This window comes from Mesorhizobium sp. P160219 (assembly GCF_057786095.1).
This window is the reverse complement of the sequence record NZ_JBYNWG010000001.1, coordinates 1,387,740-1,401,110: the sequence shown is the minus strand read 5'-3', so window position 1 is coordinate 1,401,110 and position 13,371 is coordinate 1,387,740. Positions and strand designations below refer to the sequence as shown.

At 64.0% G+C, this 13,371-nt stretch carries 12 protein-coding genes; 6 read left to right on the top strand and 6 right to left on the bottom strand.

Going from position 1 to position 13,371, the window contains the following annotated elements; translation table 11 throughout:
• Positions 1-71: 71 nt before the first annotated feature.
• A complete protein-coding gene (locus AC3EMP_RS06935; protein WP_352710295.1) occupies positions 72-392 on the bottom strand; it encodes a hypothetical protein in 321 nt (106 codons plus the stop codon).
• A gap of 165 nt (positions 393-557) precedes the next feature.
• Between AC3EMP_RS06935 and AC3EMP_RS06930 the strand changes: the two genes are divergently transcribed.
• Entirely contained in the window at positions 558-728 is a 171-nt protein-coding gene (locus tag AC3EMP_RS06930) for a hypothetical protein (RefSeq protein ID WP_023685143.1), read from the top strand.
• A 563-nt stretch (positions 729-1,291) separates the two neighbouring features.
• Entirely contained in the window at positions 1,292-1,792 is a 501-nt protein-coding gene (locus tag AC3EMP_RS06925) for an MmcB family DNA repair protein (protein ID WP_352710293.1), read from the top strand.
• Between the two features lie 53 nt (positions 1,793-1,845).
• On the opposite strand, the gene nhaA is transcribed toward AC3EMP_RS06925, so the two are convergent.
• The 5 genes from nhaA to AC3EMP_RS06900 form a co-directional block, all read right to left on the bottom strand.
• Complete coding sequence (gene nhaA / locus AC3EMP_RS06920; protein WP_031206328.1) at positions 1,846-3,033, bottom strand: Na+/H+ antiporter NhaA; 1,188 nt, start codon at positions 3,031-3,033, stop codon at positions 1,846-1,848.
• Positions 3,034-3,382: 349 nt separating this feature from the next.
• Entirely contained in the window at positions 3,383-3,946 is a 564-nt protein-coding gene (locus AC3EMP_RS06915; RefSeq protein WP_023672848.1) for an ActR/PrrA/RegA family redox response regulator transcription factor, read from the bottom strand.
• Between the two features lie 86 nt (positions 3,947-4,032).
• Positions 4,033-5,358, bottom strand: coding sequence for an ActS/PrrB/RegB family redox-sensitive histidine kinase (locus AC3EMP_RS06910; protein ID WP_352710439.1), 1,326 nt, complete (start codon positions 5,356-5,358; stop codon positions 4,033-4,035).
• A gap of 32 nt (positions 5,359-5,390) precedes the next feature.
• Complete coding sequence (gene hrpB / locus AC3EMP_RS06905) at positions 5,391-7,853, bottom strand: ATP-dependent helicase HrpB (RefSeq protein WP_352710291.1); 2,463 nt, start codon at positions 7,851-7,853, stop codon at positions 5,391-5,393.
• Between the two features lie 40 nt (positions 7,854-7,893).
• Positions 7,894-8,784 (bottom strand): DMT family transporter, encoded by an 891-nt coding sequence (locus AC3EMP_RS06900; protein ID WP_023725843.1) that lies wholly within the window; start codon positions 8,782-8,784, stop codon positions 7,894-7,896.
• Between the two features lie 26 nt (positions 8,785-8,810).
• Between AC3EMP_RS06900 and AC3EMP_RS06895 the strand changes: the two genes are divergently transcribed.
• The 4 genes from AC3EMP_RS06895 to AC3EMP_RS06880 all read left to right on the top strand — a co-directional run bounded on the left by AC3EMP_RS06895 (position 8,811) and on the right by AC3EMP_RS06880 (position 13,218).
• The gene (locus AC3EMP_RS06895) at positions 8,811-9,509 is read left to right on the top strand and encodes a PIG-L deacetylase family protein (RefSeq protein WP_352710290.1); all 699 of its coding nucleotides are present in this window, start codon (positions 8,811-8,813) and stop codon (positions 9,507-9,509) included.
• A 254-nt stretch (positions 9,510-9,763) separates the two neighbouring features.
• Complete coding sequence (locus AC3EMP_RS06890) at positions 9,764-11,095, top strand: ABC transporter substrate-binding protein (RefSeq protein WP_352710287.1); 1,332 nt, start codon at positions 9,764-9,766, stop codon at positions 11,093-11,095.
• Between the two features lie 228 nt (positions 11,096-11,323).
• Entirely contained in the window at positions 11,324-12,271 is a 948-nt protein-coding gene (locus tag AC3EMP_RS06885; RefSeq protein ID WP_031198535.1) for a carbohydrate ABC transporter permease, read from the top strand.
• Complete coding sequence (locus AC3EMP_RS06880; RefSeq protein WP_023711245.1) at positions 12,268-13,218, top strand: carbohydrate ABC transporter permease; 951 nt, start codon at positions 12,268-12,270, stop codon at positions 13,216-13,218. The genes AC3EMP_RS06885 and AC3EMP_RS06880 overlap by 4 nt, the downstream gene beginning before the upstream one ends.
• Positions 13,219-13,371: the final 153 nt, after the last annotated feature.

Genomic DNA, 13,371 nt, shown 5'->3' with positions numbered 1-13,371 from the left:
AGGCGCGCGGATGCTGGGGTCAAAATCCGAAAGCGACCGCCACCTTCGGACCGAACGAGTAAGAAGCAGACCTAGCTTGAGGTAGGTTCAAACTCTTCTCTGACTTCCTTCCAGAGCAAAAACTTGAATGGCCACGCTCTGAGATAGGGGATCAGCTTCTCTCGCGGCAGAGCCGCAAAAAGAAGGGTGGTCAGAACTGAAAACATACAGGACAGAAACGCCACAAAAGCTATCGGCATCATCAATACCGCAGTGAAGCCACCGACAATATGCGGCCAAGTACCCTTCTCAGCTACGATTCCCGCGCTAGCAATCAGGCCAATCCCCAGCAAGATTAGGCCTATCGTGCCCAACGATACGAGCAGCGCGGTGAGTGCGGTTCTACGCTTCATATGCTTTGCCTCCCGGTAGCTTATCTCAAGCATAGCGGGGATCAATCCGCAGGGCGCGTTGTAAAGTATATAGTCGCCCTGCGAAAGGCGATTGTATGGTTGACAAACCCATTTGCTCACGACCTTGGCCCTGCTAGTCTCGCGCTTGGGTTTGGGGGTCAAGACATGAATGCCGTTGAGTTTATCGACAAGGTTCTAACGCCGCTCGGTGGCGGGCTTGGCGTCCTGCTGGCATGCCGGTTTTCACCGCAACTTCGTGCGCAGGTCAGGCCTGGTCTGGAATTAGTGATGGCAGTTATTGTCGTGCTGATCCTGGGAGCCATCAAATGGCTCTAGGAGCTACCCAGCCGTAGGGAAGTTACCAATTTCGGAACCAAATTCCGCCTAACGCTTACGAGTCGTCGTTTCGTATACGGCTTGGTCATTTACAAGGTTTCGTATGCATCCGCCCTGATAGCCGCCAGTCGGAACGCGCTATGCTGGTGCGGCGTGGCGTGCAACGGCTGTTGCGGGACATGGGCCCTCTGCATAACTGGCCCACGCTTGCCGCGGCGATAACAGGCCCTGACTGCCTCGATTTTTGATGATATGGCGGGCTTAGGCCGGGCGAAGACAAGGCCGCTTCGGGCAGTGACATAAGCGGCCGGACCTCGCTCATCCGAGACTTCAGGACCTTTTCGGCCATCCCGCTTCTCACAAACGCGGAGATGACACCGATCAGAGATTCGATCCAACGCAGTATTGTCCGCAGTACTTCCCGTAGCGCCTGGCCCATGACGTGACATGCCTCTCGGATCATCAACCGTAGCAGGATTATATTCCTATCTGGCGGAATTTGTCAATCGGATCTTGCCCAACATGGGTTCAAACCGTGAACAAAATCTGGCATGGTGGGTGCCATGCCGATCATTTCGCCGATTCCCCTCAATCCCCTCATCGACGGCCGCCAGTCCGAACGCGCCATGCTGGTGCGGCGCGGCGTGCAGAGGCTGTTGATGCAAATGGGCATGCATGTGCTGCCCGAACTGTCGCTGGCCACCGGGCGGCGCGCCGACCTTGTGGCGCTGACCCGGCAGGGCGATATCTGGATCATCGAGGTCAAATCCTCGATCGAGGATTTCCGCGTCGACCGCAAATGGCCTGACTACCGGCTGCACTCCGACCGCTTCTTCTTCGCCACCCATCCGGGCGCGCCATCGGAGATCTTCCCCGAGGAATGCGGCTTCATCCTCTCCGACGGCTACGGCGCCGAGATTCTGCGCGATGCGCCCGAGCACCGGATGGCGGCGGCAACGCGCAAGGCGCTGATGCTGCGCATCGCACGGGCGGGTGCGGCGCGGCTGCTGGCGGCGGAACTGGCGGGTGTGGCGGTGCCGGCGCTGGCGGGAGAGAGCGAGTAGACGAAGCTCAAGTTCCTCGCCCCGCTTTGCGGGGGCGAGGAACCCAAGAACACCTACTCCACCACCTCCTCCACCCCTGCCGCCGGCGCCATCAGGAGCACGGCGGCACCCAGCAGCGCTGCAACGAAGGACCCCGCCAGGATGCCGACCTTGACGGCGTCCTGCAGCGCCATGTCGTTGGCGAAGGCGAGCAGGCCGATGAACAGGCTCATGGTGAAGCCGATGCCGCAGAGCAGCGAAATGCCGATCATGTGCAGCCAGCCGGCATTGACCGGCAGGTCGGCGAAGCCGAGCCGGATGGCAAGCGCGGACGAGCCGAAGACGCCGACCAGCTTCCCCAGCACCAGGCCAGCGGCAACGCCGAGCGTCAGCGGCTCGACCAGGGCAGAGGCGCTGAGGCCGGCCAGCGACACGCCGGCATTGGCAAAGCCGAAGATCGGGATGACGAAGAAGGGCACGATCTTGTGCAGGCCGTGTTCAAGCCGGTGCAACGGCGAATGGTCGAGATCGTGGCCGCTGCCGTCAGAGATTTTCAGCGGAATGGTGAGCGCCAGCGCGACGCCGGCCAGCGTGGCATGCACGCCCGATTTCAGCACCAGCACCCACAGCACGGCGCCCAGAACGAGATAGGGCGTCAGCGTCGTCACCCGCATGCGGTTGAGCACGATGAGCACCGCGATGACGGCGAAGGCCGCACCGAGATAGGCCAACGACAGGGCGCTTGTGTAGAAGATGGCGATGATGATGACGGCGCCGAGATCGTCGATGATGGCGAGCGCGGTAAGGAAGATTTTCAGCGAGGCCGGCACGCGGCTGCCGAGCAGCGACAGCACGCCGAGCGCAAAGGCGATGTCGGTGGCGGTCGGGATCGCCCAGCCGGAGAGCGCGGCGGCGTTGTTGCGGTTGATGGCGACATAGACCAGTGCGGGAACCAGCATGCCGCCGGCGGCGGCGACGCCTGGCAGCACGCGGCGCGGCCAGGTCGAGAGCTGGCCGTCGAGCATCTCGCGCTTGATCTCGAGGCCGACCAGCAGGAAGAACACCGCCATCAGCCCATCGTTGATCCAGTGCGACACGCTGAGCGGGCCGAGATAGGCGTGGAGAGCGGCGAAATAGGTTTCGGCCAATGGTGAATTGGCGACGATCAGCGCAAGGGCTGCCGCAATCATCAGGATGATGCCCCCCGCCGCCTCGCCGTCGAGGAATTCGCGAAGGATGGATTTCGGCTGCTTGTCGCGCATCTGTGCTCCGTTGCCGGGTTTTCCGGCGGCGTTATTGCCGATGATGGGCAAAGGTCGATGGCACGGCAAGCGCAACTGTTTGGCGCCGCCCCAACCAATCCGCTTGGCGCTGCGGCGGACGCATAGGGGGAGAGAAGTGTCACCTATGTATCCGGTTCAAAGTGTTACCCATCTATCGGCTGGACAGCAGCTTCAGCCTCGCCGTCGTCTCCTGCAACGCCGGCGATTGGCGAAGCCGGCGATGAGAGCGCCCCTCTCCCCCGTCTCTATACGGGGAGAGGACGCCGGCAGGCAGGTGAGGGGCAGCGCTGAGGTCGGCAATTGGCGGCCGGCGCCGCCGGCGTGAACCTCAGCGTGGTGCGCGCTTGGCGAGTATCCGCTGCAGCGTGCGGCGATGCATGTTGAGCCGGCGCGCGGTTTCCGACACGTTGCGGTCGCACATTTCGTAGACGCGCTGGATGTGTTCCCAGCGCACGCGGTCGGCCGACATCGGATTTTCCGGGGGGGCGGCGCGCTCGCCGGCGGTGCGGGTGAGCGCTGCAAACACGTCGTCGGCGTCAGCCGGCTTCGACAGATAGTCGATGGCGCCGAGCTTCACCGCGGTCACCGCGGTGGCGATGTTGCCGTAGCCGGTGAGGATGACGGTGCGGGCATCGTCGCGCTTCTCGCGGATGGCGGCGACGACGTCGAGGCCGTTGCCGTCGCCAAGCCGCATGTCGACCACCGCATAGGCTGGCGGGTGGGCGCGCGCCTTGGCCACTGCCTCCTCGACGCTCTCGGCCGTCTCGACCACGAAACCCCTGGTTTCCATGGCGCGGGCCAGCCGCGTCAGGAACGGCTTGTCGTCGTCGACGATGAGCAGCGAGGTGTCCTCGCCTTCGACCATTGCGCCAATTGCTTCTTCGCCAGTCATTATCTTAAAAAATCCTGCTGCCTTAATTTTACGCAGATATAGTTCCTGAACGCCATTGTCCAATTTTGCCGCCTCCGCCAAGGCTTTTACGCGGTGTCGAACATCGAGATCCCCACCGATTCCGGGTTGAGGAAGACCGTGCGCGGCCACGATATCTGCACGATCGCGCCTTCGCCCAGTCCGCTCGAATTGCGGAAATCGAGCGTGGCGCCGGAGCGTTCGAGCAAGGTCTTGGCGATGAACAGCCCGAGACCCAGGCCACCGCCAGCTTCGTTGCCCTGGCGCGTCGACATATAGGGCTCGCCGATGCGGTCGATGATTTCGGGCGGAAAGCCCGGCCCGTCGTCGATGATCGAGAAGGTGACGTCGAGCTCGTCCCAGCTCCAGCGCACGGTGACGGTCTTGCGGGCGAAGTCGACGGCGTTCTCGACCAGATTGCCGAGGCCGTAGATGACGCCGGGGTTGCGTCGTCCCACCGGTTCGGGGCCGACGCGCTCGCCCGGCCGAAGCTTGATCGAGATGCCAAAATCGCGGTGCGGCGCGGTCACCTCCTCGACCAGCGAGGTCAGCGGCAGACGCGACAGATGCGCCTCGCCCTCGGAGGACAGGCTGGTCAGCCGCTTCAGGATCTCGCGGCAGCGCTCGCTCTGCGACCGCAGAAGTTTGACGTCCTCACCGTATTTTGGGTCGTCGCCAAGTGCCTTTTCCATCTCCTTGGAGACAAGGGCGATGGTGGCGAGCGGCGTGCCGAGTTCGTGCGCGGCGGCGGCGGCAAGCCCATCCAGAGCCGACAGATGCTGCTCGCGCTGCAACACCAGTTCGGTGGCGGCAAGCGCATTGGCGAGCAGGCGGGCTTCCTCGGCAACGCGGAAGGCATAGATGGCAGTGAAGGCGATCGAGGAAAACACCGCCATCCATATGCCGGCGACATAGATGAATGGCATGGGCAGAGGCGCGCCCTCATACCATGGCAGCGGCTGGTGGAAGAAGACCAGCAACGTGGCCGCCGCCATGACCAGCGCGCCGAGCACCGCAGTCAGCCGCAGCGGCAGCGACGCCGCCGAGATGACGACGGGCACGGTCATCAGCACCGAGAAAGGGTTGGTGAGGCCGCCGGTCAAATAGAGCAGGCCGGCAAGCTGCAGGCTGTCGAAGGTCAGGATGAAAAAGGCTGAGAACGGGGTCAGCCGGTGCGCTGCCGGATAGCGGAAGGTCAGCACCAGGTTGAGCCAGGCCGAACAGGCGACCAGCGCGAAGCAGAGGCTGACCGGCAGCGGGAATTTGAGCCCATAGGCGACGACCAGCACCGTCAGGCTCTGGCCGACGATGGCCAGCCAGCGCAGCCGGATCAGCGTGTTGAGGCGCAGCCGCTGGCTTTGCTGGAAGTCTGGCGCGTGCAGGATGTTGATCATAGCCAAGGATTATAGCCGGGAAAGGACGAGCGCTAGGTCCCTCGCGGTTTGGCGCGGGCGGTGGCTGCAGCGAGCAGCGGATTTTCGGGCCAGACATGGCGGGGATAGCGGCCGCGCATGTCGGTGCGCACATCGGCCCAGGAGCCGCGCCAGAAGCCGGGCAGGTCGCGCGTCGTCTGGATCGGCCGGTGCGCCGGCGACAACAGCTCGAGCGTCAGCGGCACGGTGCCGTTGGCGATTGCCGGATGGCGGTCAAGGCCGAACAGTTCCTGCACGCGGATGGCCAGCACCGGCCATTCGCCGTCATAGCGGATCGGCACATGGCTGCCGGAGGGCGCGTCGAAATGGGTCGGCGCCAGTGTGCCGACCTTGCGCTGCAATTCGTGCGGCACCAGCGCCATCAGGCCTGACGACAGCACGCCGGGATCGATCGCGGCGAAGGATGCCTTGCCCGAAAGGAACGGCAGCAGCCAGTCGTCGAGGCCTTCGAGCAGGGCGGGTTCCGAAACATCGGGCCAAGGCGCGCCGAGGCCGCGATGCAGCCAGCCGAGCCGTTGGCGCAGCGTCTCGCCGTCCTTGCCCCATTCCAGCAGCGACAGGCCGTGCTCGCGCAAGGCATCTGTTATGGCGCGGTCGGCGTCTGTTCCAGTTGGTGCGGGCAGCATGCGCTCCGACAAAGTGATGGCGCCGAGCCTGGCGGTCTCGCGCACGCGCACCGCGCGCCGCTCGCGGTCGAAACTCGTCTCGCGGCGAATCTCGATCCTGTCGGCGAGAGCGGCACGGATGTCGGTCTCGTGGACCGAGGCCGCGGCGGTTATACGGGCGTTTTGCGCCTTGCCCAGCAGGTCGGCGACGACCAGCCAGGTCTCACCGGCCAGCGGATCGGCGGCGTCGAGCATGGCGCCGGAGCCGTTGGCGAGCACGAAACGGCCACGCTCGCCGCGCGCCCTGGCGACGCGGTCCGGCCAGGCGTGGATGAGCAAAAGACCGGCAGAAGCGGCTTCGCTGCTCTTGGCGCCGCCCGCCTGCTTCGCCAGCCGCTCGGCCAGCTGCCTTGCCCCAACGGCGCGCGGCGACTTCTCAGTGCGAAAACGGATGAGCCGCCGTTCGAGATCGGCGCCATCGCCGCCGAGGCCACGCTCGGTGAGCAGGACGGCTAGCATCGCAGCCTCGAGCGCGTGGCCGCCGCCAGCGGCTTCAGCGACCATGTGTGCGAGCCGCACGGGCAGCGCCAGCTTGCGCATCGCGCCGCCCGCCTCCGTCAGCCGGCCGGCCGCATCGATGGCGTGCAGCGCCAGGAGCAGCGCCCGCGCCTCGTTGAGCGCGGGAGTGGGCGGCGGATCGAGGAAGGACAGGCTCGCCGGATCGGCGACGCCGAAGGCGGCGCAATCGAGCAGCAACCCGGACAGATCGGCCTCAAGAATCTCGGGCGGGGTGAAGGCGGGAAGTGCCGCCGTCTGCTCGGCCCGCCACAGCCGAATGGCGACACCTGGCTGCGTGCGTCCGGCGCGACCGGCGCGCTGGTCGGCGGACGCCCTGGAAACGCGCACCGTCTCCAGCCGGGTCAGGCCGCTCGCCGGTTCGTAGCGCGGCAGCCGCGACAGGCCGGAATCGATGACGACGCGCACGCCGTCGATGGTGATCGAGGTCTCGGCGATCGACGTCGCCAGCACCACCTTGCGGCGGCCGGGCGGCGCCGGTTTGATGGCGGCATCCTGCGCCCTGTTGTCGAGCTGGCCGTAGAGCGGCACGATGTCGGTGTCGGCGCCGAGCCGGCCCTGCAGCCGCTCGGCGGTGCGCTCGATCTCGCGCTGTCCCGGCAGGAAGGCGAGCACGCTGCCGCTCTCGCCGGCAAGAGCGGAGCGGATCGCCTTGGCCATGGCGTCTTCGATGGGAACGCCGGCTGGCCGCTCGTCGTATCTGACATCTACGGGGAACGCACGGCCTTGGCTTTCGATCACCGAGGCGCCGGACAGGAGTTTCGCGACGCGCGCGCCATCGAGCGTTGCCGACATCACCAGCAGCCGCAAATCCGGCGGCAGCGCGCCCTGCACGTCGAGCGCCAGTGCCAGGCCGAAATCGCCGTCGAGCGAGCGCTCGTGGAATTCGTCGAAAATCACCGCCGAGACGCCGGGCAGCTCGGGATCGTCTAGGATCATGCGCGCCAGGACGCCTTCGGTGACGACCAGGATTTTTGTCCGGGCCGATGTGCGGTTTTCCATGCGCATGGCATAGCCGACAGTGGCGCCGGGCTCTTCATCAAGCAATTGGGCCATGCGGCGGGCGGCGGCGCGGGCGGCGAGCCGGCGCGGTTCGAGCAGGACGATCTTGCCGGCGACCAGCCAGGGCGCATCGAGCAGCGCCAGCGGCACCAGCGTCGTCTTGCCGGCGCCGGGCGGCGCCACCAGGACGGCGCTGTTGCCGGAGCCGAGCGCCTCGCTCAGGGCCGGCAGCACGGCGGATACCGGAAGCTCCGGCAAGGATCTCGTCGTCATTGCGTCCGCATATCAGCGGTCACCACAACCGTGCAACGGCTCAAAGCCTTGTGCGTGAAAACGGGTTCCAGCGCACCGTGCCCAGCCGCACCTCCTCGCGCACCATGGTGAGCAGGCCAGACGCGCCAACGACGGCCAAGCCGACCAGCGATATCCAGTCCGGATACTCCTGGAAGAACAGCGCGCCGAGGATGACCGCCCAGACGATCTGCGAATAATGCGTCGGCGCCATGCGGTTGGCCGGCGCGTATTTGGCGGCCAGCAGCTGCAGCAATTGGCCGCCGGCGGTAAAGGCGCCGCCCAGCACCAGCCACAGCAGTTGCATGGCGTTGGGGAGGGTGAACGATGTAGCGATGGTGCCGGCCCCGTTGAACAGCAGCCCGTAACCGATGAGCACGCCGAGCATGGTGGTGCGCTTTTCCTGCTGGGCGAGCGACCGCATCAGGATGACGCTGGCCGCGGCGAGGAAGGCCACCGTGAAGGCGGCAAGGTGTCCGAGATGCAACTCGCGAAAACCTGGCCGCACCACCAGCATGACACCTGCAAAGCCGGCAACCACCGCCAGCCAGCGCCATGGACCGACCTTTTCTTTCAGGATGACGGTCGAGAGAATGGTAACGCAAAGCGGCGCCAGGAAGATCAGTGCATAGGTCTCGGCCAGCGGAATGGTGGTGAAGGCGTAGACGCTGAGCACGCCCGAGGCGATGCCGGCCCAGGCGCGGGCCTGCACCGCCCATGGCCGCCCGGTGCGCCAGAAGTCGCGCCAGCGCTCATCGACTGGGCGGCTGAAAAACAGGAAGCAGCCGGCAAACAGCGTGATGAAGAAGCCGATCTCGAAGACGGTGAACTGTCCGCCAAGGCTCTTGATAACGGCATCGCTGCACGAATAGCTTGCATAGGCGATGAGGGCGAGCAGGATTCCGTTCGTCACGCTTTTCCATTTCCGGGGAGAGTGCAGTGAAGGTATTGGCGCTCGGCGCGCATCCCGACGACATCGAGATATTCATGTTCGGTACGCTGGCTGCCTATGCCACGCAAGGCGCAGAACTGACTTTTGCCGTGGCCACGGATGGCGCCAGGGGCGGCATGGGCGACCCGAGCGATTTGGCTCGTGTCCGCCGCGACGAGGCGTCGGCCGCTGCGGCGTTGCTCGGCGCAACCCTTCGCTTTCTCGACTTTCCCGACGGCGAACTGGTGGCCGATGCGGCACTGATCGCTTCGCTGAAAGCGCTGATACGCGAGACCGCGGCGGATCTGGTGATCACGCATGCCCCCAACGACTATCACGCCGACCATCGTGCTTTGTCGGACGGCGTGCGCATCGCGGCCTCGTTCGGCGTCCCCGTGCTGCATGCCGACACGATGGGCGGCACCGGCTTTGCGCCGACGCATTACGTCGACATTTCCGCCTACGGCGATATCAAGACGCAGGCGATCCGAGCGCACCAGTCGCAGTGGCCGGAGCAATATGTCGACAGAGCGCGCGTCCAGAATGAGTTTCGCGCCGGGCAATGCAACAGCGTTCCCGGCTCCCTGGCCGAGGCCTTCCGATTCGAGCCGACATTTCCCTTCGCCGACATCCGCGCGCTGCTGCCGCCCGCGCCCCCTGTTCGGCCGGTGACGCCGCAGACGAAAATTATAGGCGACCCCGGCTAAGCAACTTCCGGGCGAGCCGTCCGGCAATCATTTCCCAACGATTTCAATCGCCGTTTCGCCATGTTGCGGCGCAGCGACGAATTCGCTTGCCTTGTTTAGTAAAAATTGCATCACTAAACAAATTACTAAACATCTGCGACGCACCGCGCCGCCCTGGCGACGCATAGCGCGCCGTGTTTAGCCCCTCGGAGGAGCGAGGGTTGAGGGGTTCTTGAAACGGCCATCCGGGCGCGTTTCGCAAATGGGAGGAAGGCATGAAATCGAGCTTGAAACTGGCGTTGGGACTGACCTCGGCGATTACCGCGTCGACAGCCGTCTCGAACGTTGCGCACGCTGAAGACCTGACGCTTTGCTGGGCCGCCTGGGATCCGGCAAACGCGCTGGTCGAACTGTCCAAGGATTTTACCAAGGAAACCGGCATCGGCATGAAATTCGAATTCGTGCCGTGGACCAACTATGCCGACCGCTTCCTCAACGAGCTCAACTCGCACGGCAAACTGTGCGACCTGATCATCGGCGACAGCCAGTGGATCGGCGGCTCGGCCGAGAACGGCCACTACGTCAAGCTGAACGACTTCTTCGACAAGGAGAAGATCAGCATGGACGACTTTGTGCCGGCAACAGTCGTCGGCTATTCCGAATGGCCGAAGAACACGCCGAATTACTGGGCGCTGCCGGCCATGGGCGACGTCGTCGGCTGGACCTACCGCAAGGATTGGTTCTCCAAGCCGGAGCTGCAAAAGGAATTCAAGGAAAAATATGGCTGGGATCTCGGCCCGCCGGCCACCTTCGACCAACTGAAGCAGGTCGCCGAGTTCTTCCAGAAGCGCGAGATCGACGGCAAGACCGTCTATGGCGCTTCGATCTACACCGAGCGTGGCTCGGAAGGCATCACCATGGGCGCCATGGACGTGCTCTACAGCTACGGCTTCCAGTATGAAAACCCCAAGAAGCCCTACGAGATGGAAGGCTTCGTCAATTCGCCAGACGCGGTCAAAGGCCTGGAGTTCTACAAGTCGCTCTACGATTGCTGCACGCCTCCGGGTGCCTCGAACAGCTATATGGGCGAAGGCGTCGACGCCTTCAAATCCGGTCAGGTGGCCATGCACATGAACTTCGCCTTCACCTGGCCCGGCCTGCAGAAGGACGAGAATGTCGGCGGCGACAAGATCGGCTACTTCGTCAATCCGAAGGGTCCCGGTGGCGCCCAGTTTGCGCAGCTTGGCGGCCAGGGCATTTCGGTGGTGTCCTATTCAGACAAGCAGGAATCGGCGCTGAAATACATCAAGTGGTTCGCCGACAAGGATGTGCAGGCCAAATGGTGGTCGCTCGGCGGCTATTCCTGCCTGAACGCGGTGGTCAAGGACCCGGCCTTCCCGTCCAGCCAGCCTTATGCGCAGACCTTCCTCGACTCGATGGCGATCGTGAAGGACTTCTGGGCCGAGCCGAGCTACGCACCGCTGCTGCAGGCGTCGCAGAAGCGCTTCCACGACTATGTCGTTGCCGGCCAGGGTTCGGCCAAGGACGCGCTTGACGGCCTGGTCAAGGACTGGACGCAAGTGTTCCAGGACGACGGCAAGATGTAACCGGACCAACGGCTCCTCCCGAGCCTGACCCCAGAGGCGGATGATTTTCAGGCCGAATCGACCAGAAATCATCCGCCTCGGGCTAAAAAGAGAGAGAGCATGATGTCGTCCGAAAACCGCTTCACACTTTTCGGCTTCATGCTCTTGGTCCCGTGCCGCCCTTGGCACGGGACGCAGTTCAGATAAATTCCAGTGTCGAGACTTGACGTGACCGAAGCAGGACTCACCATGCTCAATCGGACTGCGGAGAACGTTGCCCGGGCGACCCCGGAGCCGTTGGCCCGCAAGGTCCGGGGCATCAGCGACAAGGGCCTCGCCTGGCTGTTCATCTCGCCGACGATCCTGTTGCTCTTGGCCATCAACATCTTCCCGCTGTTCTGGGCGATCTACCTGTCCTTCACCAACTTCCGCGCGAACCGCCCGAACGAGGTGGTGAAAAACCTCGGCTTCGCCAACTACCAGCGCATCCTCGGCGACCAGGACATCTGGATCGCCATGCAGACGACGGCGCATTTCGTGTTCTGGACGATCTTGCTGCAGACGCTGATCGGTTTCACGCTGGCATGGCTGATCGACAGGAAGTTTCGCGGCCACGCCTTCTGGACGACCATCATCCTGGTGCCGATGATGCTGTCGCCGGCGGTGGTCGGCAATTTCTGGCGTTTCCTCTACGAGCCGCAGATCGGCCTGTTCGCCTACGCCATCTCGTTCGTCACCCGGATACCACCGACCGACATCCAGATGCTGTCCAACGTGTCGCTGGCGCCGTGGTCGATCATCATCGTCGACACCTGGATGTGGACGCCCTATGTCATGCTGATCTGTCTCGCCGGCCTGCGCTCGATCCCCGAATACATCTATGAGGCGGCCGAGGTCGACCGCGCATCCAACTGGCGGCAGTTCTGGTCGATCACGCTGCCCATGGCGCTGCCCTTTATCATGCTGGCGGTGCTGTTTCGCGGCATCGAGAACTTCAAGATGTTCGACATGGTCAACCTGCTGACCGGTGGCGGGCCGGGCTCGACCACCGAGGTCGCTTCCATCACGCTGAAACGGCAAGCGTTCGAGAGCTGGCGCACCGGATATTCCTCGGCCTTCGCCATCATCCTGTTCGTCGCGGTGTTTGGGCTGGCCAACATCTACGTCAAGGCGCTGAACAAGGTGAAGCAGAGATGAGCCTGACCACCGCCCACTCCGTCGTCGCCCCCTCGGCCAATTCGAAGCGGATCGCCGGCACGATCATCGTGCTCTACGCGCTGATCTCGATCGTGCCGCTGCTGTGGATCTTCGCCACCAGCTTCAAGACGCCGCCGGATTCGATCGCCTATCCGCCCAAGATTCTGTTCCAGCCGAGCATCGAGGGCTATTGCAACCTGTTCACGACGCGCACCAGGCAAACGCCCGAGTACATCAACTCGCTCGGACCCGCGACCGGTTTCTGCGACGAGACCTCGCGCAAGCGCAACATGGTGATTGCCGGCCCGTCCAATTTCCTGCCGCGCTTCGTCAATTCGCTGATAATCGCCTTCGGCTCGACCTTCTGCGCGGTCTTCCTCGGCACGCTGTCTGCCTATGGTTTCTCGCGCTTCAAGGTGCCGCTGGCCGATGACCTTCTGTTCTTCATCCTGTCGACGCGCTTCATGCCGCCGATCGCGGTCGCGATTCCCATCTACCTGATGTACCGCGAGCTCGGCCTGTCCGACACCGCGCTGGGCATGATCCTGCTCTACACGGCGGTAAACGTGTCGCTGGCGGTGTGGCTGCTGAAAGGCTTCATCGACGAGATCCCGCGCGAGTATGAGGAAGCGGCGATGATCGACGGCTACACCAGGCTGCAGGCCTTCTGGCGCACCGTGCTGCCGCAAGCCACCACCGGCATCGCCGCGACCGCCATCTTCTGCCTGATCTTCGCCTGGAACGAATATGCCTTCGCGGCACTGCTCACCTCCGGCACGGCGCAAACCGCACCGCCCTTCATCCCGACTATCATCGGCGAAGGCGGCCAGGACTGGCCGGCGGTGGCGGCGGGCACGACGATCTTCCTGGTGCCGATCCTGGTCTTCACCATCCTGCTACGCAAGCAGTTGCTGCGCGGCATCACTTTCGGCGCGGTTCGCAAATGAGTGGTGTGCCAGGTCGACCCCCACTCCGTCGAGCTTCGCTCGACACCTCTCCCCCCATCGACGGGGTAGAGGAAGGACGCGCACTTCATTCAGGCAGGCTGCCTTCCTCTCCCTCCGGAGGGGGGAGAGGTGACGCTGCGAAGCAGCGACGGA